Source organism: Neptuniibacter sp. QD48_55 (genome assembly GCF_047778115.1).
Lineage (GTDB): Bacteria > Pseudomonadota > Gammaproteobacteria > Pseudomonadales > Balneatricaceae > Neptuniibacter.
On sequence record NZ_CP180555.1, the window covers coordinates 1,797,807 to 1,822,355 of the forward strand.

Consider the following 24,549-nt stretch of genomic DNA (forward strand, 5'->3'; position numbering starts at 1 on the left):
CGTCATCAATGTACTGGATACAGGCGCTGAGAATGATGGCGTAGACGAGCTAAGTATCTTTGGCTTCGATAGCCCTAATAGTGGTTCTGACATAAATGGCGATGCTTACGCGACTGACGATATCTTCTTGATGCGTGCAGCAGCCTTCCTGCCTAACGAAACAACAGATCGTCCGGGATATGTTGCTATCTTGCACGGAAATCTAGCCGAATACGGCGATGTTATTCAAAACAACGAAGACAGTGATGAAGTTCAACGTATCAACTATGACACCGGCTTAAATGGTCGTTTACTGGTTGAAGGCCGAGGCGGTAATGATGCCTTCTTCGTTGATGATACTACTGTGATTACCTCTATCGATGGCGGTGCTGGTGATGATCAATTCCAGATCGGTCAGATCTTCGGTGCCCAGCGTGATACTGCTGATGGTAACTTACTTGAGCAAGATGTCTTCCCAGATCTAGTAGCGACTACAAGAGGTTGGTTGTCTGCTGGTGCTACAGCGCCACTGGTAGCACAGGGTGGTAGCGGCAACGATGAGTTCCGCGTCTACTCTAATCAGGCTGAGCTCCGCTTAGAAGGCGATGATGATAATGATCTATTTATCGTTCGCGCCTTCGCGTTAGCCGCTACAGTCGACTTTGACTTTGATAACAGCGGTGTCATCGATAAAGCAGACCTTGAAGCCGGTGCTCAGATTCTTCAAGATCTTGAAGATGGCGTGATTACATTTGCTCAATTAGATAATGGTGCGGCTCTTGAAGCGGCATTACCAACTGATGGCGGTGGTAATCCAGTCTTCGACGTTAACGGTGATGGTGGTATCAACTTCCTTGATCTTCTACTGACCGAAGATCCTACCGATGATGTCATTGTACTAGACGAAGAGGGTGTCGCTACTCCTCAAATTGGATTAGGCTTCTCTGTCGCCCAAGCCCCAGATATCAGAGCAGGTGGCGGTCAGGATGAAGTTCGATACAACATTAACGCGCCAGTTTCGGTAGAAGGTGGTGCAGGCTTCGATAAACTGGTCATCCTCGGTACTGAATTCCCAGATGACATAGCCATCACCAAAGATGGTATCTACGGTGCAGGCCTAAATGTTCGTTACTCCACCATTGAGGTAGTTGAAGTTGACGGTCTTGAAGGCGATGACGAGTTCTTCGTTCAATCCACTGCATTTGGTGTCGCTTACCGGGTAATCGGCGGCTTAGGCTCTGACACCATCAATGTTGGCGGCGATGTTGTCGAAGATATTGTTACCCGCGAACTTGAAGGTGTTTCCGGTGCGGTTGATCATCTAGTATCTTCCGACGACCCTCTCTACAACGGTCTTGTGGTCGATGGCTTCGACTACAACGTATCTACCGCACTTGAAGGCCTAGTCGTAATTAACGAAGAGGCTGCAGGTGATACAAGTTCTGGTCAAAGCATCGTTAGAGAAGAGCTGCTAGAAGCGGATCAATTCAGTGACTTCTATACCGTACGACTCTCAGAAGAGCTAGCAGCCGGTGAGGTCGTTTATGTAACCGTATCTGCAGCGCGCTCTACTCAAGAAGAGAGAACAATCGACCCATCCACTGGACAGCCTTACGATCTGAACCCAGATCCATTAGTAGATGCCCTTGGCGATAGCATCTGGTTATCTACTACCGATCCAGGTGCATTAGTCACTGACGCTGACTTCCAACGTACCGTGATGATCAATGGCGTGCCGACTCAGATCGATAACAGAGCGGTCGTATTAACCTTCGATCACACCAACTGGAACCTTGAGCATTCCGTTTATATGTTCGCACCGGATGACCAACGCTCTGAAGGTGATCGTGTTGTTGTCATCCAGCACTCTGTTATCTCTAACGTTGATATCTACGATGCGGCCGATGTCCGCAATGTTGAAGTTACTGTGCTTGATAACGATACTCCGGGAGTACTGATTACCGAGATAGATGAAAACGGCTTGGTAGACGGTCAAACAATCGTGGTTGAAGGCGATGCAACGACTCAACTCAACGATCAAATTCGACTACAGCTAGCGATGCAACCAGCACCTGGCAGTGAAGTGGTGGTTGATATCGTATTGAATGACTTCGCCGATAAAGCGATCAAATTCACTAATCCTGATACTGATAGCCGCCTCGAGCTATTTAGCGATCCGGTTTATGACGCAGTCAATGATCGCGTCGTTATCGGTCAAGCAACCTTCACTTTCGTTGATGGTGTAGTAGACCCTGATTGGAATGATGCAATTAACATTGGCATTGAGGCGCGTGACGATTACGTCAGAGAAGACCTCCAGCTTGCTGTCGTAGAGTTTGAACGTAACGATGACACAACCGATGCTGATTACATCTTCCCGAACTTACGTTCCGGTTTACAACTTCTTGATGTTGAGGTTTACGATAACGAAACCTCAGGCGCTGTAGTGATCGAAAGTGGCGGATCTACTCAATTAATCCGCGATATTCCAGCAGGTAGCGGTGAAACCGATACTTATGAACTCCGCCTAACCCGTGCACCAACAGGTGAAGTCCAAGTTGCCGTACTCACCGATGGTTTAGCCGATGTCATTGAAATTGATGGTGTAACCATTACACCAGAAGATTACGAAGCCATTGGTGGATTGCAGGCTAATCAGATCTTTAATGGTCATATCATCTTTGGTAATGATGGTACCAATCTCACACTGACAAGAGGCACAGGCTCAGACTTTGGAAACTTTGCTGATGAAGGCTTCTACGGTGCCAGCTTCGATGCTGAGGAACTATTTAGCGATATTGTTACCTTTGGCGATGATGGAACAAACCTAACGCTATCAAGAGCTGCAGGTGACTTTGCTGCCGATGGTTTTGCCGCAGGACAAACCATTGCTATTGATGCCACCGGTTTAGGGGGCTTCTCAAACAACAACGGCAATTATGAAATTCTATCTGTTAGTGCAACAACCATTACTCTTACAGCTATGGGCGCTTGGACAGAAGATGGTACTTCCGTCGATGCCACTGCTATTAGTCACTTAATCCCAGTAGCCGGCCAGTCCATCAGAATCGGTGGCAGCGCTAACGATGGCGATTATGAAGTGCTCTCAGTCTCTGAAGATGGTCAAACGCTAACATTAACTGCAACAGGAACTTGGGGTACTCCAGGTGAATCGGTCGATCCAATTGTGCTTTCTGATCTCGCTGAAGCCTTTATCTACTCTGGCGAGGTAAGCTTTGGCGAAGAGACCAATCCGGACTTCTTCCCAGGCCAGTTCTTGGATAGAGGCTTAGAAGGCGAGCAAGCAGGCTGGTTATCTGAAGGCTTCCTAGAAGGCATGTGGGTTCGTATCAGTGACACCAATGGAGTCGAGGCCGATGTAGAAGCCAAAGTTCAGCTGATTCGTGGCGACAACGACGGTCAGGATAGCAAACTGCAACTCATCCACGTGACCATTGATGGTGTTGAATCTGATCTAGATGCAACTTGGCTAGGCGATGGGGTAACTGATGATGTCACTGTCGTAAGAATCGCACCGCTAGCAACATTCACTGATGCAGATTACTACAATATGCAAACTGTAGAGTTGCAAGCGGATGATGACTACACCGTGCCACCAACTCGCGAAGGCGTGAAAATATTCCCAGTTTCAAACCATCTTCTATCTAAACTCAGAGGCCCATTGGCTGTCGAAGGTGGACCAACAGGCGCTGATCGCTCGCTCACAAACGGCATCAAACTACCGGGTGAAACAGACGACTTCTTGATTGCGATTGGTGCTCAGCCTCCGGAAAGTCAGCAGATCGATGTCTTGAACATCTTTAATGACTCCAGCCAAGCTGATACCAGCGGAATCCTGACAGAAACCACGCTACAAGGTTTCGGTATGGCTGAGGATCTAGATTTTGGCCCTGTCAGCGGTCCAACCTTCGGTGAAGGTTCAGGTGGTGGCAATATCGTAGTTCCAGGTGGCATTAGCTTCGGTAAGATCAATCTAGGATCCGAAGGCTTCGGTACTAACGATTCCGAAAGCAGTATCGAAGTATTCAATCTAATGCTCGGCGAAGGTAATGACCGTTTAGAAGTTACTGGCACGCTTAACCCAACTGCCTTTGTTTCTGCTGAAAACGCCTTTACCTCAGAACCTGATCCAATCAACGGCGGTGGCACGATTACCCTTGCGGGTTATGACTGGAAAGCACAAGGCTTCTTACCTGGCCAAGAAGTCACTATTGATGGTTATGTAGGTAGCTGGACCGTAGTTGAAGTGCTAGATGCGTCTCAAACTGTCACAGCACCTGGTGGCGTTGGCACTGTTGAAATTACAGATCCAAATGATAATTCGATCCTTGTTCTTTCTGGTGCCACACCAGTACCGCTATTCGACGGCACAAGTGATATTCGTCTAACTGCGGTCGATGCTTTGGTGATCGAATCACTCGTGCTGGATGTTGATGGTAATAGCGAAGGCGGTGTTCTTACCCGTCAGGATGGTCAAAACTGGGAAAATAATGGCTTCCTAGAAGGTCATCTGATCTCACTTGGAGGCTTTGATTCAGCAGTTCAATACCGAGTATTGGATATAGATGGCTCTAGCATGACACTGCTCGGACGTGAACTTGAAACAGAGGAAGGCCTTGAAGAACTGATTTGGGTGCAAGGTCCACATGGAAGCCTAACAACCCTCCATGGTGGCGGTAACCTCTTCGTCGAAACAATAGGTGATTACGATGCTACAACCACTGATGGCGATAATATCTTAACTCGCCTCGATGGCCGAAGCTGGCAAGACGATGGTTATGCAATCGGCCAGCTAATTCAGGTGGGTAGTGAAGGTGAAACCCGTCAAGTCTTAGGTTTTGCTGACGCAGACGAAAGCCTCAACCCTGGCGATCAATTCGCAACATGGGGTGCTGGTTCTGCAATGATACTATCGGGCGCAGCGTTTGCTGGCGGTACTATCAGCGATATTAACCTCCATCTATCGATCGCTGAAACAACTGTAACCGAAGTCGAACAGGTCGAACTGGTCGTTGATCGCCTAGTACGCTCCGATGGTGGAGACTGGGAAACAGATGGATTTGAAGCAGGTCAGGTTATTTACTTAGAGGGCATAGCAGGGGGCTTCACCGTAGCGAGCGTGACTACTGATCAAATGTACCTCCAAGGCGCAGCGATTCACGAATGTGCGCTTGAATCCACTACAGTGACTATTACTCGAACAGATATCACTACCGATGTTGGTTCTGAGATCGGCGGCGATCACTTTATCGTCACAGGCGGAGCAGGTCCAGATAGTCCTCTCGTCATCTACGGTGATACCAGCCAAGACGGTGTTTGGTATTCCGGTCACTCGTTCGATCGACTAGGGCAAGAGTTTGGTGATAAACCATTTGATATGTTCCCACACCTACCAGATGGTCAGAACGAGGATAACGAATGGGTATTCCCACTTGCGAACCCTTACAATTTTGCAGGTCACGACATCATCGATGCTTCTCAGCTATTTGCCGGTGTTTCTGATCAGGATATGCCAACCGTTGGCTTCACTGCTTATGGTGGTGCAGGTAATGACCTAATAATCGGTAGCCAAGCAGGTGATCATCTAGCGGGCGGTTCGGGCAACGATACTATCTTGGGTCAGCGCGGCGTTGATCATATATACGGTGACAGTGGCATCAACGTCAATATCTTTACTAGAGCACTAGATATCACAGCGACTGATACCAACCCTGCGCCTACTATCAATCCAAACCTTGGCTCAAGTGATCAAACCTTTGCGCCAGTTAGAATTCCATATCCTGTCAGTGACAACTTGATCGCTGGTCAGGACACATTGCAAGGTGATGGCCGTGTCGACGGCATAGATGAAGGCATAATTGATAGTCAAAACATCATATTTGGCGACCATGGTGAGGTGGTTCAGTTTGTCCATGATCCGAATGAACCTGATCTGGATGCACTGGTACCAATTCCAGATGGTGTCTTACAACTACTGCAGAAAATCCAGACCACTGAACTCAACACAGTGCTAGAGATCAATGCGCTTTCACCTCAAAACGGCGCAGATGACATCATCTACGGTACCGCAATTGCTGATGTATTAATTGGTGGTTCTGGTCACGACATGATTGATGGTCGCGAAGGCGATGATCTGATCTTTGGTGATATGGTAAGTCTCACCCGTATGGCCGGTGAAGATGGCGTAGTCGTCGATGGTGATCTGCTCGACGATATTCTTAATGCACGCTTCCAGACTCTTGCGGGCACCTTGATTTACGCGCGTACTGACCGAGATCTTCCTGATGGTGTCGATCCTCTCTATGCCTACGGCGATGGTGCTGGTCAAACACCATTTAGCGGTGAGTCTTCTGGTCGCTTATTAACAGATGGTTTACTTCGAGATTACCGTGATCCAAATGGTCCGCAGTGGTGGGCAGAGTATGAAATCGATTACGCTGAATATCATAACTTTGCGATCGATTCTGGTCTGGCTGGAGTTGGTAGCTTCGGTAACGATTACATTGCCGGTGGCGCAGGACATGACACCATCTTCGGTCAACTTGGCCACGATATAATCCAAGGTGATGGTTCTATCGAAAGCGCTGTCGCTGCAGAAGCCCATATAGGCGCAGCAAGAGAAAGAATGGGAGCGGAAGACCCAGTGGGGCCACTCACCGTTATCGCTAGTTCAGAGCTTGCTAGTGACGGAGAAGATTATATCGAAGGTGGTGGCGGTAAAGACGTTATCTTCGGTGGCTTAGGTCAGGATGACCTTGTTGGCGGTTCTTCAACTCACTTTAGCCTAGTTACTCCAGATCATCGTCCAGATAAAGGCGATATGATCTTCGGCGGAGCAGGAACTCAAATCGATAGAAACAACGGCTTTAATATCGATGAGAATGGAGACTTTACTGAACTAACTGATGGTACCACTAACGAAAGTCGCCATAGCCGCGATTCAGATACCATCGTAGGCGATAACGGCGACATCATCAGACTTGTCGGTATCGACGGAATCGATGTAAACACCCAAGGAGATGACTACCTAGAATACGCTTACGATCAGAACTTTGAAGGTAGCGAAGACCGTGGCGACGAACGCATTATCGTTCGTGGCGTACGCTTACTTGATTACACTCCTGGCGGCCCTGACTTCAAACCTGAACTGTTCGAGTTAGATAACCCAGGCGATCCTGCATACCGTGAAATGTTTGGCGATTCAGTTCATGCCAGTATCTACGCAAAAGTGGATATTGGTGGTAATGATGAGATCCACGGTGGTACAGGTGATGACTTTATCTACCTAGGCGGTGGTAATGATATCGCCTTCGGTGATGCTGATGACGACGATATTATCGGCGGCTGGGGATTTGATTGGATATCCGGTGGCACTGGCATCGACGGTATTCTTGGTGATGATGGTCGCATCTTTACTAGTCGTAATACCGCTACAGAGGGCAGAGAAGAAACCCTTTATGGTGTAGAACTGCTGCTAGACCGTGATCCAGATACGCGTACAAGTCAGGGCGACGTACTGAATGAATTCATCTACACACCAGGACAGGTACAGACAGAAACTATCAACATTGAGTTCGAACTGAAAAAATCAGTCGATCTAACCCCATTCGATCTAGCGCCGGGTATTGATGATCCATTCTTCAATCCAATCTTTGCAGACGACATCATCTTCGGGGGTCTAGGTAAAGACTTTATCCATGGTGGTGCGGGTGATGACGCGATGAGTGGTGCTGAGGCGCTACCTGAGTCCTACGCGCCTGTGATCGATGATAATCTCGAAATCGACTATCTAATCCGAACTGACTTCAGTCGACCTTACAATCCAAATGACATCTTGCTGTTCGGTGATGACACCGATCCATGGAATGCGCCTAAACCAGTGCAAAGCAGATTGGGTGAATTCTATCTCTACGATGAATATGATCCTCGTCGCCTAATCTTGTTCAATCATGACGGCACTGTTTGGAAAGATGATGCAGTAAACCCTGACGGTTTAAGACATTACTTCCTAAATGCAATGGATAACGAGGGTGCTACTGAAGCGGGTTACATTGAGTTCGCTCCAAATGGCACACCAATCGGTGATCTAGTAGATCGCGAAAGCGACGGTGATGATGTTCTATTCGGTGATCTAGGTAATGACTGGATAGTCGGCGGTACTGGCCGCGACCATATCTACGGTGGCTGGGGTAATGACCTCATGAACGCCGATGATGTAACCGGTGGTTCAGGCACAAGTTATGACCAAACCAATGGTCTAAATGATGCACCAGATACCCATATCGTTTACGAAGATCGTGTCTTTGGTGGCGCTGGTCTCGATATCCTTATCGGTAATACCGGTGGCGATCGCTTAATCGATTGGGTAGGTGAATATAACTCTTACATTGTTCCGTTCGCTCCATTTGGTATAGCTACCGTAAGTCGTCAAGTTCCTCCTCATTTATATGACTTCCTTTGGGCACAAGCGGCGAGTGATGGTGCAGATATCACCCGTACCGCAGATGTAGGTACGCAAAACTCCACCAGCAGATATAGTAACGTGGCGCACCTACAGGCTGAACCTTACGGTGAAATGGGCATGATTACTCAGAAAGATCACGGTCTATGGCAAGATCAGACTGGCGGCCCAACTGATCCGCAACCTGGCAATATCCCAGGTGGACGCCGTGATGTACTTCGCAGCGCCGACTTCAATGACGGTTTGAACAGCCAGTCACAAGGCTTCTTCACTGATAGTGGTAGTTTCGAGGTGCAATCCGGTAGTTTGAGTGTTTCTGCCGAATCACTCGGTGGTGATGCAGTCAGTGTCTTCTATATCGATGATGCACTGCCAAGTTACTTTGAAATAGCAGCAACTGTAAGTACCGAGAAGCCAACAGGGGGTTGGAAAGCAAATGCTTATCTAATCTTCGATTATCAAGGGCCAGAAGACTTTAAATTTGCCGGCATCAATGTCTCCAACGACAAATTTGAAATGGGTCGCCGTACTGCAGATGGCTGGATAGTTGATGTCCAATCTCCGGTACAAGTAAAACCTGATCGTAACTACAACTTACTCCTCGCAATCAACGGCACAACCGCAACCTTGGTTGTTAATGGCAGCGAGTACTTTACTCATACCTTTGATCCTAGAGTCGATCCTGATGGCTTCGTTTATGGCTTGAATAGCGGGTTAGTCGGTGTAGGTTCTGATAATGCCCGCGGCACCTTCGATAATGTGGCTGTTCAGGTACTACCACCAGAAATCACATTTGAAGTCACCGAAGCGTTTAACGCCGGTACCAATAACTTAACATTCGAACCAGTCGACCCAGCCAAATGGACCGTCATTAACGGAACCTATACAGGAACGGCAGATACTAATGAGCACGTCATTAGCTTAGTTGATCTCGGACTCAGTAACGGTTTTGATGTGTCTTCTGTTCTAGAGCTAGCAGCAACACTAAATACCGAAACTAATGGTGGCATCATCTTCGATTACTATGGCGAGAATGATTTCAAATTTGTCGCTCTTGACGTAGATAGCAATGCTCTAGTTGTAGGTCACCACACAGAAGCGAGTGGTTGGGTTGTCGATGATAGCTATGAAGTTTCTGGCGATCTGCAAGCTGGCTATGATTATGATATCGATCTCTCATTCAAAGGCCTGACAGTCACCGCAACGCTTAGCGAAGCTGGATCTGAATACGACATTGCCCGAGTCGACTTTGCATTCAATGCCCAAGTATTAGACGGTCGCTTTGGTCTGTACAGTAAAAATGGCGAAACTACATTCGATGATGTGGTTGTACGCACCGATGATCCTGAGCTTGAACAGCCAGTTCAACCAGAACTGACTATCAGTGACTTCGAGATAATAGAAGGAAACAGTGGCGCAACTGCTGCGATCCTAACGGTCAGCCTTTCTGAAGCGCTCACCGAAACTGTTACTGTCAATTACAATACCGTCGATGGAACCGCGACATTAGGCGATGGAGACTATCAAGCGTCCTCTGGAACGCTAACCTTCTTAGCAGGAGAAACCAGTGCCGATATCATGGTTCAGGTATACAGTGATATTGACGTGGAGAGCGATGAATACTTCACAGTTGAGCTCTCAGATGCATCCGGTGTAGTGATTGGAGGTGGATCTGGGGTGATTACTATTACAAACGATGATCAACCTGCAACCAGCACACCTGAGCTGTCAGTCAGTGATCTTTCAGTCAACGAAGGTAACAAAAAACATAAAAATATCAGCCTAACTGTTAACCTCTCATCTGCACCGACTGAATCAGTCAGCGTAAACTGGAGCACTGCAGACGGTACCGCAACACTTGCTGATAATGACTATCAAGCCGCATCAGGCACACTAACATTCGCTGCGGGTCAGACCAGCGCAACGATTAACTTACGAGTCTACAGTGACCGCTCAAGAGAAAGTGATGAAACCTTCACTGTTAACTTTAGTAATCCAAACGGAATCGTACTCACTGATAATCAGGCTGTGATAACCATATTGGATGATGACAATAGAATGGAAGCTAAACACAGCGCTCCAAACTCTATTGAAAACCCAACAGTGGTCACAGACGATCAGCTAGCGCCAATCGTTGAAGAAGCGATTAGCCGCTGGATAGACACCGGTGAGCTCAGTGCAGAACAGCTTGAAACATTGCAAACCATCGATGTTCGTATTGAAGATCTAGAGGGTAACACGCTCGGTGAGGCTCAAGAGGCTGACACCATTGTGATTGACATTAACGCAGCAGGCTTTGGCTGGTTTATCGATAGTACCCCAGAAGAGGATAGCGAATTTATCGTTAAAACATCTGAAAGCTCTTTACGTGCTATCGGAAACGATGAAGCGGCTCAATCAATGGATCTACTCAGTGTTGTTTCTCATGAAATAGGCCATCTACTTGGTTTCGATCATGATACAACCGAACATTCAGAATTAATGGCCGAGCATTTGAGTACCGGCATTCGTCTACTTCCTGATAGTCACGATGACTCCGAAGACTTCCATACAACCATCCTGGCAGCAGATGAGTTGCATGGTACTGAGGTTGCACACCTTGCCTTGAGTGGTCATCAATTGCTCAACATGATGGTTCCGGAGGATATTCCTGGTATAGAACAGATCAAATCAGAAGGCACAGTAGCGGCTAGAGATATTGCATTCACTAAAGGTAATACTCAAAGCGCAGGTGATCTAATTGGACAATCATTCACGCATTATGATCCCAATGATGATGAGCTAGAGCTTCCATATATTGATTTCAGTGATTCTGATAATGAAGGCTCAGATAATGTTTCTGAAACAGACAATGCAGATTCAGGTTTTGTATCAGAATGGTTATTCGATGATAGAGAATTACCGGAAGAGGTGGAACCTAGTCTTGGTAAACCGATCATTGGTTGGGGCAACTCACCTGTAGCGCCAAAATCCAGCAAAAAATAACCATTACATCCAGCATCATAAAAGCTATTTATCTAATTGTTTTTAAACAACTATTAGATAAATAGCTTTTTGTTTTTTGAGAGCTTCAAGATCCACGTCTATACTTTTTCTACAGCTAAGAATTCTAAATAGAAGCGGCAAAAAAGATTGATATCCAGCGCTCTGTTTAGTTTGTGGGGGCTGATAATGTTTCATAAATCAGCTGTTGGCATTCAACTCCCTTAACCTCTACCAATGCGCTTAGTCCATGTTAGGAAGGTTATATTGTGGGAACCGACGAATACCAAATAGAGCAACCAGAGGATGGTAGCCGAGAAAATTCAGAAGCATCCGCTGTTTCTGACACCTTTCTAAACCCCAATTTTTGGGCCAAGCTCACGCAAACAACCTCGCGAGAAGCCTACGTATCGACATGGCTTGCACTGCAATGCCAGTTAATCGAAGAGGTACATGCTGGCGTTGTAGTTATGGGCGAGCCAGAAGAGGGGCCATATACCCCAATCGCTCATTGGCCAGAAGATAGTGAAGCTAGTTTTGATATGACAGTCGTGGCCGAGCTCGCTATGAGCGAAAGAAAAGGCTCAGTCAGATCAAGTAAATCATCTCATCATCACACATCGCTAGCTTACCCTTTACTGGTTGATGAACAGCTTTGCGGCGTGGTTGCTCTCGAAGTCAGCGAACGAAATCAAAGGCAACTAAGTCTAGTAATGCGCCAGCTCCAATGGGGCTGTGCATGGCTTGAAACGCTTGTTCGACAAACCACACTAACCTCTAAAACCCGTTTGGCTTTGGCCCTAGAACTTGTCGCTGTGAGTTTGGAATCCAAGCGCTTTCATGCCGCTGCGACCGCTTTTGTTACAGAACTGACCTCCTGTATGGATTGTGAATGGGTAGGTATTGGTTTTTTAAAAGGTCAGCACATTAAATTGAGTGCATTTTCTCATAGCGCGGAATTTGAAGAGAAAAATAACTTAATGCGTCTGATCGCCAGAGCTATGGATGAAGCACTCGATCAACAAGCGCTATTAGTCTATCCAGCGCCTTCTGATACGGCCCCACGGGCACTCAGATCTCATGAAGACCTCGCAAGGCAAGATAGTGTCGGTCATATCTGTACGATTCCGATGGGAAATGCGGGTGATCCGATTGGCGGACTAACATTGGCCAGAGCTAAAGGGCAGAGTTTCACAGAAGATGAGATCGATTTCTGTCGGTATGTTGCGCTGCTCGTTGGCCCTGTATTAGATGCACGTAGAAGAGATGATCGTTGGATCGGCAGTAAGATGTGGGATTCGCTGACTGATACATTGCTGCTTTTTGTGCGAGAAGGACATACCGGTTTAAAGCTCGCCCTTATTTCTACAATTTTCCTAGCTGTATTCCTGAGTATTGCCGACGGAACTTACCGGGTATCTGCCAATGCCAGTCTAGAGGGTTCTATTCAACGCGCGATCACCGCCAAATTTACTGGTTACATTTCTAAATCCGATATCAGAGCAGGCGATATCGTGAATAAAGGCGATCTTCTGTTTGCCATGGAAGATAAAGATCTCAAATTAGAACGCGTTAAATGGAACAATCAAAAACAACAGAGACAGCGTGAATATGTAGAAGCCCTCGCCAATGGCGATCGTGCGCAGATGCGGATCCTCCGTGCCCAGAAAGATCAGGCGGATAGCCAGATAGCACTGATTGATACCCAGCTAAATCGAACAGCGGTCACAGCCCCCTTTGATGGTATCATCGTCAGTGGTGATCTGAGTCAGATGCTAGGCGCGCCTGTAGAGCGAGGACAAGTGTTATTCGAGTTGGCGCCACTGAATAGCTATCGGGTCATTTTAAAAGTGGATGAGAGGGAATACTCTCAAGTCAAAGAGGGACAGTTAGGCTCATTAAAACTAGCAAGCATGCCAAACCAGCTTTTGGATATGGTAATCGTCAAGAAAACACCTGTAGCGATTGCAGAGGATGGGCGTAACTATTTCCGAGTAGAAGCCTATATAGACGGAGGAATAGAAAGATTAAGACCCGGCATGGAGGGAGTCGGCAAAGTAAATATAGAGCAGCGTAAACTAATTTGGATATGGACCCATGAATTCACTGAATGGGTAAGGTTTACAGTTTGGTCTTGGTGGCCGTAGGCGGAGAAGACTATGGCTGACAATCTATACAGTTCAATGTGGTACCGCGTAGCAGAGCTTAAACCACATATTCGTAGCCACACTCAAATCAATCGACATGAGTACCGTGGTCAGATCTGGTACATCATTAAGGAGCCCTCGTCAGGGCAATATCATCGTTTCACCCCAGCTGCCTATCACTTTATAGGCTTGATGGACGGGGAGCGCACTGTAGACCAGATTTGGCAACTATTGGCCAAACAGCTGGGAGATGACGCACCTACACAAGATGAAACGATGCAGTTTCTCAGTCAGCTTCATATAGCAAATGTTCTCCAGACTGATGTAATTCCAGATAGCGAAGAGTTATTTAACCGCCACCAACGTCATGAGAAGGTTAAATGGAAGCAAAGGTTCATGTCGCCTTTAGCGCTTCGCTTTCCCTTATGGGACCCAGATAAATTCTTAGCCAGAACACTGTTCTTAACCAAACCTTTGTTTGGTCTAGGCGGTTTATTAATCTGGCTAAGCGTAATTATCGCTGGAGCTGTCCAAGCAGGCATTCATTGGTCTGATCTAACAGAGAATGCTATCGACCAAGCGATTACTTATAACAATCTATTTTTACTTTGGCTGATCTACCCATTAGTTAAGGCCTTACACGAAATGGGGCATGCTTACGCAGCAAAGGTGTGGGGCGGTGAAGTCCATGAGATGGGTGTTATGTTGCTGGTATTGATGCCTATACCTTACGTCGAGGCATCATCCGCAACCGCATTCCCGGAAAGACATAAACGCGTCGTAGTCAGCGCTGCTGGCATAATGGTCGAGCTGTTTTTAGCATCTATCGCTATGTTTGTTTGGTTAAACGTTGAAGCTGGCATCGTTAGAGCCATTGCTTTCAATGTCATGCTGATTGGTGGTGTATCGACCCTGTTCTTTAACGGTAATCCATTACTGCGGTTTGATGGCTATTACATCATGTCAGACCTCATAGAGATGCCTAATCTGGCAACCCGCTCAAAAAAATATCTGGCATACTTAACTCAACGCTACTTGTTTTCCGTTACCGATCAGCACTCACCAGCAGAACGCGGTGAAAGAGGATGGTTAATCTTCTACGGGATCGCTTCGTTCGCTTATCGCATGTTTATCATGTTTGTCATCATCCTATTTATAGCGGGCGAACTATTCTTTATCGGGGTGTTGTTGGCTATCTGGGCGATAACTACCCAGTTGGTTCTGCCTTTATTCAAGATGCTGGATTTCCTATTTACCCATTCGCGTCTCAAGCACAAACGATCCAAGGCCATTACTTATTCAGCTGTAGGGCTAGCCGGTTTGTTTATCTTGCTATTTGTTATTCCAGCACCGTCAAAAACCCTTGCAGAGGGTGTTATCTGGCTACCCGAAAAATCCCATGTCCGAATGCAAGTGGATGGTTTTGTTGAAGAACTATTGGTTTACCAAAATACGATCGTTCAGGAGGGCCAGCCTTTAATTCAATCTCACGATCCCTTTCTTGAAGCTCAATCGGCGCTTCTTAAAGCACAAAGAAGGGAGCTGGAAGCACGTTTAGTGCAGTTACAGTTTGCCAATCGCTCCCAAGCGCTAGTGATTAGAAAAGAAATTGAAAGCCTTGAGGCTGAGCAAAACAGAATTGAAGAACAACTTGAGTCCCTCACCGTCTACAGTGGCGCGACAGGTTTGTTTATTGTTCCTTCAGCGATCGACTTGCCCGGAAGATTTATGAACCGTGGCGATATTATTGGTTACGTACTCGAACCTACAACCACACGCATTCGCACTGTTGTCAGTCAGAATCAAATAGGACTAGTAAGGAATAGAACTGAAAAGGTAGATGCATGGATAGAGAGTGCAGACAAACTTCCACAAGAAGCACAGATAGAGAGAGAGGTGCCAGGAGGGATTTTCAAATTACCTTCGGCAGCATTAGGCAGTACTGGAGGAGGTAAGTTTCCTGTCGATCTCAGTGATCCAGATGGTTTAAAAACGTTAGAACGCTTCTTTCAATTTGATCTGCTTCTCCCTGATATTGAAGAGATAGGAAATATAGGAGGTCGTGTAAATGTGCGATTTGATCACGGTTACGAGCCATTGGCGTTTCAATGGTATAGACAACTCAAACAGCTGCTGTTGAGTCGTTTTGAAATCTAGCGCCTCACTGCGCCCCGGGGTGATTCTGGGGCATTACCCACAAAAGTCATCCTGCCAAAACAGCAGGCTAGATCGTATTGCTTCACAAATAGAAGGGAGCTTGCGCCAGCTTATTCCTGAGGTAAAAGAGAAACGCTTCGATAGTTTTATCAAGCAAGTAAACTGTCATTCAGAGCCATTAACGGCAATGAACGATGATCAGTTGGCCACAGTATGTAGAGAGCTAAAGGAATCTCTCAGCGTAGGCGGCCTGACTGATGATTCAACTGCTCACTGCTTTGCTCTTATTCGCGAGGTTGCTGAAAGAACCTTAGGGCTTAGGCATTTTAATACTCAAATCATGGGTGGCTGGGCCATGATCAAAGGCAAGATAGCCGAAATGCAGACCGGTGAAGGTAAAACATTAACAGCAACACTGCCTGCGTGCACAGCGGCCCTGAGTGGAATTCCTGTTCATATCATTACCGTTAATGATTATTTAGCACAAAGGGACTCAGAGTGGATGGGGCCAATCTATAAAGCACTAGGCCTCAGCGTTGGCTTGATTAGTGAAGGGATGACACCTGAACAACGCCGCAGTGCATATGAATGCGATGTCACTTACTGCACGAATAAACAGCTTGTATTCGATTACCTAAAAGATCGAATCGTTATGGGCCATAACAGTGGCCGCCTCCGATATGAATTGGATGATCTCTGCAATGATGGTAAGCAGCAGGGCAATGTTCTGCTAAGGGGATTATGTTTCGCCATCGTCGACGAAGCAGATTCCGTCTTAGTCGATGAAGCCAAAACACCTCTAATTATTTCTAAACAAACCGATAATCACAAAGAGTCACAGATCTACGAACAAGCATTGGAGATGGCTGCAGAACTAGAGCCTACGGAAGACTTTAAACTCATAGATCAAGAACGAGCCATTGAGCTTACCAAGAACGGAAAAGCCAAACTTGATAGCTTTGGCGATACCTTAGGTGGCTTATGGCGAGGTAAAAAAAGGCGCGAGAATTTAATTAGGCAAGCGCTAAGCGCACTAAATTACTTTATCAAAGACACTCACTATCTGGTAAAAGACGGCAAAGTTCTGATTATTGATGAATATACAGGCCGTGTTATGCCTGACCGTTCATGGGAACAAGGTCTTCATCAACTGATTGAAGCTAAAGAAGGCTGCCCCATAACCTCTCAGCCCGAGACATTGGCACGTATAAGCTACCAACGTTTTTTTAGACGCTACCTGCACTTAGCTGGCATGACCGGCACTGCAAAAGAGATCACCGGAGAGTTATGGGCTGTGTACGGCTTGGGCACTATGGTAATTCCATCAAATAAACCACAGATCAGAAAAAACATGGGCTGGCGAGTGTACGTAAATAATGATCTTAAAAACAACGCCATATTAACTCGAATTTATCAGATGAGAACTGAAGGTCGGCCAGTATTGGTTGGTACACGGTCTGTAGCAGCATCTGAAAATCTTAGCCAATTATTACAAGAGCTCGATATACCGCACAAAGTTCTGAATGCACGGCAGGACCTAAATGAAGCAGAAATCATCGCCCAAGCTGGCATGAAAGGTCGTGTAACCGTTGCAACTAATATGGCTGGACGTGGTACAGATATCCATTTAGAAGAAGGCGTGATCGCTTTAGGCGGCCTGCATGTCATTGCGACAGAGCAACATGAAGCCAGCCGAATTGATCGTCAGTTATTCGGCCGTTCTGCTAGGCAAGGAGATCCTGGAAGCTACGAATATATCCTTTCATTAGAAGATGAAATTGTGACTAAATTCAGCCCTAAATGGATCTGGAATCTACAATCACATACAGCATCCCCTAAAAGCCACTTTAGAAAAATTAGCGTCTTAATTTCACAAAAGATCGCTGAGTATAAACACGCACAAGTTAGAAAAGAGCTGCTTCGAATCGATGAACATTTAGGGAATATGTTGTCATATTCCGGCCAACAGGAATGAGGAAATTTTATGAAAGGCCTCTTGCTCCACTTGGGAATAGTCATGGCGATAAGCCAAATACCAAGTTCATATGCAGATGATAAATTGGAAGGATTCGATTGCCTCATTAAGCCTCATTCACTAGCAGATGTGAGTACTAGGGAGCAGGGCGTAGTTGAAGCGCTATTAGTAGATCGGGGCGATTTAATCACAATGGGTCAGGAGATAGCCAAGCTAGACGCAGATATTGAAGAGGTCACGGTTAAATTAGCAAAAGCCAGAGCCAGCATTACGGCTGAAGTCTCTGAAAGAAGAGCAGATCTGAACTTCGCTAGTAGAGAACTTTCAAGAATCAAAGAGCTACATAAAAAGAGAGCAATTTCAGCGCAGCTATTAGATGAAGCTCGCACAAATTATTCTAAAGCAAACTTACAGCTTAAACAGGCTATAAACAGACAGGCCATAGCAGAGATTGAACTGGAAAGAGCACAAAAATTTTATGACAGAAGAATTATTAGAAGTCCATTAAATGGCATCGTCGTGGACAGAAAGATCTCATTAGGAGAATCGGTAGATAATCGTCCTATTCTACAGGTTGCTGAAGTTGATCCTCTGAATGTGGAATTGATCGTCCCAGTCGATTTTTACGGGAAAATCACTGTAGGAATGGAAGCCAAGGTTCTTCCAGAATATCCCGGAGCAAAGGATCACCCAGCAAAAGTAGCCATAGTTGATAAGATTGTTGATCCAGCCAGCGATACGTTTGGGGTGCGATTAGAACTATCAAACCCAGGACTAACTATTCCAAGTGGTGTTAGATGCAGCATCACATTCAATCCAAATGGACCTGAGGCTCTCTCCACTATTAATACACCTGAATAGATCTGTCTAAGCTGAGTTTTAAGAATATATAAGAGAACATAATCACAAAGAACAACCAATATTTAAAGTCAAATAACCTGACTAAAGCCTATCTTCAGCTATAGTTATCGTGGGCCACAAAACAATAGTTACAAGATGTTCCCTACGGCATAAAAATGGACGTTTATAACGTTAAAACACACAGCTGCCGTTTGTGATGATTATTAATGGCCCGTTGCCATTCACAAATCAATATCACGGAGGGAATGACGTGAGTAAGCAATTGTTGTTTTATACAAATGCAGTGCCTGTCTCCAGTACCAAACACCGCGATTGGTCAGTCAAAATCGGTAAAAATTACGAATACGCTAAACTAACCAATTCAGTTCCCCTAATGGCTGTAGAATTTCCTAATGCAGCACAGGAATACCCTATAGTTTTCGCTCAAGCTGGCTCAGATATACTCCCTGTAGCCATATTGGGCGTATCAGATGAACGAAATATGTTTGTTGATGATGATGGGAACTGGAAAGCTAAATACATCCCGGCCTTTGTTCGTCGCTATCCGTTCGTCTTTTCGACCACAGACGACGGTGGAACGTTGATGCTATGTATCGATGAAAGCTTTACTGGCTTCAATCAGGAAGGTGTTGGGGAACGATTATTCGATGCTGAAGGGCAAAGAACACAATACTTAAACGGAGTTCTGTCCTTTGTCGAAGAATACCAAGCACACTTTAAGCGTACTCAAAGCTTTGCAAATAAACTTAAGGAATTAGATCTATTTGAACCGATGCAGGCCAAAGTGGCTTTGGATACAGGCCAACAAATGTCTTTAACAGGCTTTTTAGGTATTAACCGTGCAAAATTAAACGCACTACCTGGCGATACGCTATCTGAGTTGGCGCAAAGTGGAGAGCTAGAGATGATATACATCCATCTCCAGTCTATGAAAAACTTCTCATTAATGATTGATCTTGCCAAGAGTTCAAACAGTGAAGAACTACAAACTCCCGTGCCACCGTTAGATGCAAATGAACCCAATGAAGGGGAAGCGTTAAATTAAATAAATTTAATCGTTAAACGCTCGGGTAAATAGATGTTCTTCAGAACCAGGGGCGGGGATATAAAGCGCTGCAGGACGGCCTTTCCCGCCTTCAGGTTTACCTTCTCCAACCTCTTTTAATAGTTCCGCATTAGCCATACGGCGTCTAAAGGATTTCTTCTCTAGTTTTTTATCCATCAGGATTTCAAAGGCCTGCTGTAATTGCGTCAGTGAAAAGGGGGCTCTGATAATATGAATGGGCAGTACAGTATAGGCAGTCTTATTCTTTAGTCTTTCTCTCGCTGTATTAATTAAATCATGGTGATCAAAAGCAAGGTCTAGCCCTGAAATATCGTTAATTGGCCACCATTGAGCGTCTGCAACTGCTTCAACAAAGCTTTCTGTTGGTGCATACGGAATTAAAGCCATATACAGTGTAGTCACTGACCAGCCACGCGGATCACGTGATGCGTTTCCAATAGTACTGACTTGCTCAAGATGCGGTGCATTTACGCCCGTTTTACTCAAAAGCTTACGTTTGGCCGTAATCTCAATAGTTGAGTCTTCTTTTAAGTCTACAAAACCACCGGGTAGAGACCATTTTCCAACTTCCGGAGCTTGAGCACGCTGAACGAGTAAGATATTTAGCTGATTTTCATGCAATGTATAAATAGCGACATCTACCGAATAGATCGGAATATCAAATTGCTTAGTATCGTACTGACTTAAGTAAGCTTGATCTTCAGTCAATTTCATAATCTCTTAAAAACTCGCAGCAAAAGTTGACTTTGGTGGCATTAAGCCAATAATAAAAGGGCGTAGCAAATTACGCAACACAGATTCTGATGGGAAAGACCTGTCAGCCAACATATAACGGCAAGGAGCTTGCTGTATGCAAAATAGATATGACTTTGCGGTCTTTATTGGCCGTTTTCAGCCTTTCCACAATGGTCACTTACAGGTAGTGCGCGAAGGATTAGCCGCAGCGGATAAACTTATTGTATTAATCGGTTCTGCTTGGCAGGCAAGAAATCCACGAAACCCATGGAATCACTTCGAACGAGAACAGATGATCAGGGCATGTCTGAGCGAAACACATAACGAACGATTAATCTGCTTACCTCTAATGGATGTTCCTTATAACGATGATCTTTGGGTTCGAAATGTACAAGCCACAGTTAATGGCTCGGTTACTGCACATCACACCAAACCACATCAACCAGCTTCGATTGCTTTAATTGGACACAAAAAAGATCACACTGGTTTTTACCTGAACCTTTTCCCACAATGGAAAAATATTAGCGTTGAAAACTATGCAGGGATTAGTGCGACTCCTATCAGAGAGCAATACTTTAGCCCATTAATCAATGAGTTACTTAAGACTAGTAATAACGAACTTTTACCTAGTTCGATTAGTAAGTGGCTAAGTGATTTTGCTGAGAGCAATGAAGCCTACCAACAAATTGCTGATGAAATTGGCTTTGTACAAAAATATAAACAAGCGTGGGAAGCAGCCCCGTATGCACCGACATTTGTTACAGTCGATGCTGTTGTAATCCAATCAGGTCATATTCTTCTGGTAGAAAGAAAGGCAAATCCAGGGAAGGGGTTATGGGCCTTACCAGGAGGATTTGTTGATCAGAATGAGCGCCTTTTGGATGCTTGTTTACGAGAGCTTCGAGAAGAAACTCGATTAAAAGTACCAGGCCCTGTGCTTAAAGGATCGATAAAACGTCAAGAAGTGTTTGATGAACCTAACCGTTCTGCCAGAGGGCGAACCATAACGCACGCTTTTCACATAGAGCTAGAACCAAATTCTGCGCTTCCTAAAGTCAAAGGAAGTGACGATGCCAAGTATGCTCGTTGGATTCCTCTAGGTGATTTAAAGCCACAAGAGATGTTTGAAGATCATTATTTCATAATCCAAGAACTACTCGGAACAAGCTAAAAAGAAACAAACTTATGCATAATAAATAATTGTTGATTTGTAAGTGGCTATACGCCACTATATAGTCATTAAGTGATTACAAAGCACTTAAATATTCAAAATAGGTAAGCAGGGATTCTGCTTACTCGGAGTAAAACAGTATTGGATAGACCGATGCTGTCACACATAAGACAGGAGGAACTCCGTCATGAAAAACCTAATACTTAATACAGATTCCTACAAAACGTCACACTACGTTCAATATCCTCAAGGTACAGAATTCGTATCTAGCTATATTGAATCTCGCGGTGGTGTTTATGCAAATACGATTGTATTTGGCCTTCAGGCATTCTTAAAAGCCTATCTAAGCAAGCCGGTAACTAAAGACGATATAGATGAGGCAGAGATAGTTCTTACAGCTCACGGGGTTCCTTTTAACCGTGATGGTTGGGAATATATCTTGAGTACCTACGATGGTTATCTACCTCTAGAGATTCAGTCTGTACCAGAAGGCACTTTATTACCGACCAATAACGTTATGGTTCAGGTAAAAAATACCGATCCTAAATGTGCCTGGCTCACTAGTTATATCGAAACTGCTTTATTAAGAGCCATTTGGTATCCAACAACCGTAGCGACAGTATCTAAAAGCTGTAAAGAGATTATCAAAAGGTACTTGGAAGAAACGGCTGATAGCACTGATGGCCTTGCATTTAAGTTACACGATTTCGGTGCAAGGGGCGCAAGTTCAGAAGAATCTTCAGCGCTAGGTGCAGCTGCTCACTTAGTGAATTTTATGGGCACTGACACAGTTTCAGGCTTGTTGGCAGCTAAGCGTTACTACGGTGCCGATATGGCTGGATTCTCGATTCCTGCGGCTGAACACAGCACCATCACAAGCTGGGGAAAGCCAAATGAATCTGCAGCCTATAAAAACATGCTTAAACAATTTGGCGGTAGAGGTAAGCTACTGGCCGTAGTAAGTGACTCATACAATCTATGGAATGCCATCGATAATATCTGGGGTGATGAACTCATCGAAGATGTTAAGAATATGGAAGGAACATTAGTTGTTCGCCCAGACTCTGGTGATCCGGTTGAAATCGTTTCAGAAACGATTGAGCGTCTAATGGCTAAGTTCGGTAGCCGCTATAACAGCAAAGGTTACAGAGTGTTACCGGACTGTATTAGGGTCATACAAGGTGACGGTGTAAACCTAGAATCTATTGCAGCTATTTTAGAAGCATTGAAAATTCGTAAGATAAGCGCCGAGAATATCGCTTTTGGTATGGGCGGTGAGCTTCTACAAAAAGTAAATCGTGATACCCAGAAGTTTGCGATGAAGGCGTCAGCAATACAGATCAATGGTGAATGGCAGGATGTTTATAAAGATCCGATCACAGATCCAGGCAAACGATCTAAACGAGGACGCTTAGCGCTTATTAAAAATGCTAATAACAATTTCTTAACCATTCGAGAAGATGAACTAGGTGCAATGAACAATGAGCTAATCACTGTTTATCGCAATGGCGATCTTTTAAAAGAATGGTCCTTTGAAGAGATTCGCGAACTAGCAGAAAAACAGTCCTAATATATCTCTATCTACTTACCGAAAGAGCAGCGTACGCTACGTTGCTCTTTACGGTACTTAGCTCCCAAATATTCATTTTACGAAGCTCTCCGCACGATAATTTTAACCACGCATATAAGGTTATATGTTCAATACGTATCTACACAAAGAAGGCGATAGACCTAGTTACATATATAAACATCCTATTTAACATAATATATATTATGCGAAGCATGATAATGAGAGTTACCAATGCCTTGAATCTATGCAAGTGCTTGCTTTTACATAAAACAAAGCTGCTCTTAATGCCTCATAGTTAATAAAAACATGACACCAGCAAACACTAATAACATTGGATTTAACACTTACTATTGCAGCGATAAATACCTAGATCTTAACTAGAAACAAAAGCTCAATTCGAGACAAAATTGAAAGCACGAAAACAAAATAAGAAAGCTATGAATGTGTAATGGGTACTTCAGCTGATTGATAGCTACACAATAGCGCTGGATGAAGGTTTATGAGCTCGCCTGTCACATCAGACTCGACGATTAAGACAGATGGCTCTGGCGCCATACAGTGCATTTTAGCCAGAACCTCATAAGGCTGGTACTTATGGAGCTTACAGCTATTGGATTCGTATAGATCAGCGTCAAGCATTACGCTATCGCCTACAGAAATTTCATTCCAAAGAAACTCGGTTTCTAGGTGCAACTCTGTAAAGTCCAGTACACTCATATCGGCAACCTCGTTTAAGAGAGTTACCTTAAGCTTGGACGATATTGTGACGAATTGCGAGGTGAACTAGCTCAGAATTATTGCTAATTTTTAATTTTCTAAAGATGTTTGTACGGTGAGCATGAATGGTTTTAGGACTCAAAAACATCTCTTCAGCGACTATAGCTACCGTCCGGCCTTCGGCCAGCAGCGAGAATATCTGCAATTCACGCTTTGTAAGACTGCCTAAAGATGAATCGCCAGAAGAGTCTCCATTGATTCGTGAGCGTATCTCTTCGGTAATGTACTCCTCACCTTTGTGAATCGCCTTTACGGCCTCTAAAAGCTCATCAGGAGCGCATCTTTTAGTTAAGAAGCCTTTAGCTCCAGCATTTACAACGTGAGCTGGAAATGGATCCGTCTCCATTGCTGTTAATACCAGCACTTTTGCTTTTGGATCTTTTGAGATAATTCGTCGAATCGCCTCAAGGCCGCCATTCAGATTCTTAAAAGCAGTCTCTTCAGGATTTGAATCTGCAGGCATATTTAGATCCATAATCACGACATCAGGCTCATATTGCGAGTACATCTCACAAGCCGACTGACCGTTATCTGCCTCCCCTACAATCTCAATGCTTTCATCAGATATCAGTAGGCGTTGAAATCCAGCCCTAACTAAAGGGTGATCATCCACAAGCAAAATCTTAATTGGGGTCGACATGTTCGCT

The 24,549-nt window shown here is 45.1% G+C and carries 11 protein-coding genes (1 of these 11 cut by a window edge); 8 read left to right on the plus strand and 3 right to left on the minus strand.

All coding sequences use genetic code 11. The annotated features are described in order from the left end of the window. From ACMXYW_RS08235 to ACMXYW_RS08260, 6 genes are all read left to right on the plus strand, one after another. A protein-coding gene (locus ACMXYW_RS08235; RefSeq protein ID WP_415905864.1) for a Calx-beta domain-containing protein crosses the window boundary here: on the plus strand, nucleotides 1-11,446 show its 3' end. 22,991 nt of this gene lie to the left of the window's left edge; the window shows 11,446 of its 34,437 coding nt (coding positions 22,992-34,437); the start codon falls outside the window, past its left edge; the stop codon is at nucleotides 11,444-11,446. A 266-nt stretch (nucleotides 11,447-11,712) separates the two neighbouring features. After that, on the plus strand, nucleotides 11,713-13,590 hold the full coding sequence (locus ACMXYW_RS08240; protein WP_415903672.1) for an efflux RND transporter periplasmic adaptor subunit: 1,878 nt from the start codon (nucleotides 11,713-11,715) through the stop codon (nucleotides 13,588-13,590). 12 nt (nucleotides 13,591-13,602) lie between these two features. Beyond that, nucleotides 13,603-15,747, plus strand: a complete 2,145-nt coding sequence (locus ACMXYW_RS08245; RefSeq protein WP_415903673.1) for a hypothetical protein — start codon at nucleotides 13,603-13,605, stop codon at nucleotides 15,745-15,747. Between the two features lie 100 nt (nucleotides 15,748-15,847). Beyond that, nucleotides 15,848-17,722 (plus strand): preprotein translocase subunit SecA, encoded by a 1,875-nt coding sequence (locus tag ACMXYW_RS08250; RefSeq protein ID WP_415903674.1) that lies wholly within the window; start codon nucleotides 15,848-15,850, stop codon nucleotides 17,720-17,722. A 9-nt stretch (nucleotides 17,723-17,731) separates the two neighbouring features. Next, complete coding sequence (locus ACMXYW_RS08255) at nucleotides 17,732-18,583, plus strand: efflux RND transporter periplasmic adaptor subunit (protein ID WP_415903675.1); 852 nt, start codon at nucleotides 17,732-17,734, stop codon at nucleotides 18,581-18,583. 250 nt (nucleotides 18,584-18,833) lie between these two features. Continuing rightward, complete coding sequence (locus ACMXYW_RS08260) at nucleotides 18,834-19,628, plus strand: SapC family protein (RefSeq protein ID WP_415903676.1); 795 nt, start codon at nucleotides 18,834-18,836, stop codon at nucleotides 19,626-19,628. A 6-nt stretch (nucleotides 19,629-19,634) separates the two neighbouring features. Here ACMXYW_RS08260 and ACMXYW_RS08265 read toward each other — a convergent pair whose 3' ends face one another. Beyond that, the gene (locus tag ACMXYW_RS08265) at nucleotides 19,635-20,363 is read right to left on the minus strand and encodes an NrtR DNA-binding winged helix domain-containing protein (protein ID WP_415903677.1); all 729 of its coding nucleotides are present in this window, start codon (nucleotides 20,361-20,363) and stop codon (nucleotides 19,635-19,637) included. Nucleotides 20,364-20,499: 136 nt separating this feature from the next. On the opposite strand from ACMXYW_RS08265, the gene ACMXYW_RS08270 reads away from it, so the two are divergent. Beyond that, nucleotides 20,500-21,555, plus strand: a complete 1,056-nt coding sequence (locus ACMXYW_RS08270; RefSeq protein ID WP_415903678.1) for a bifunctional nicotinamide-nucleotide adenylyltransferase/Nudix hydroxylase — start codon at nucleotides 20,500-20,502, stop codon at nucleotides 21,553-21,555. Between the two features lie 187 nt (nucleotides 21,556-21,742). After that, nucleotides 21,743-23,125 carry a nicotinate phosphoribosyltransferase gene (locus ACMXYW_RS08275; protein WP_415903679.1) on the plus strand — a complete coding sequence of 461 codons (1,383 nt, stop codon included), beginning with the start codon at nucleotides 21,743-21,745 and terminating at the stop codon, nucleotides 23,123-23,125. 435 nt (nucleotides 23,126-23,560) lie between these two features. Here the strand turns inward: ACMXYW_RS08275 and ACMXYW_RS08280 are convergent, their stop codons facing one another. Together ACMXYW_RS08280 and ACMXYW_RS08285 are read right to left on the minus strand one after the other, a co-directional pair. Next, entirely contained in the window at nucleotides 23,561-23,842 is a 282-nt protein-coding gene (locus ACMXYW_RS08280) for a hypothetical protein (protein ID WP_415901077.1), read from the minus strand. A 28-nt stretch (nucleotides 23,843-23,870) separates the two neighbouring features. Further along, entirely contained in the window at nucleotides 23,871-24,542 is a 672-nt protein-coding gene (locus tag ACMXYW_RS08285) for a response regulator (protein ID WP_415903680.1), read from the minus strand. Nucleotides 24,543-24,549: the final 7 nt, after the last annotated feature.

Excerpts from the sequence above, each read along its gene's own strand:
- ACMXYW_RS08265 (WP_415903677.1), bottom strand. The coding sequence starts at position 20,363 with ATGAAATTGACTGAAGATCAAGCTTACTTAAGTCAGTACGATACTAAG.
- ACMXYW_RS08275 (WP_415903679.1), top strand. The coding sequence starts at position 21,743 with ATGAAAAACCTAATACTTAATACAGATTCCTACAAAACGTCACACTAC.
- ACMXYW_RS08255 (WP_415903675.1), top strand. The coding sequence starts at position 17,732 with ATGAAAGGCCTCTTGCTCCACTTGGGAATAGTCATGGCGATAAGCCAA.
- ACMXYW_RS08245 (WP_415903673.1), top strand. The coding sequence starts at position 13,603 with ATGGCTGACAATCTATACAGTTCAATGTGGTACCGCGTAGCAGAGCTT.
- ACMXYW_RS08270 (WP_415903678.1), top strand. The coding sequence starts at position 20,500 with ATGCAAAATAGATATGACTTTGCGGTCTTTATTGGCCGTTTTCAGCCT.
- ACMXYW_RS08280 (WP_415901077.1), bottom strand. The coding sequence starts at position 23,842 with ATGAGTGTACTGGACTTTACAGAGTTGCACCTAGAAACCGAGTTTCTT.
- ACMXYW_RS08285 (WP_415903680.1), bottom strand. The coding sequence starts at position 24,542 with ATGTCGACCCCAATTAAGATTTTGCTTGTGGATGATCACCCTTTAGTT.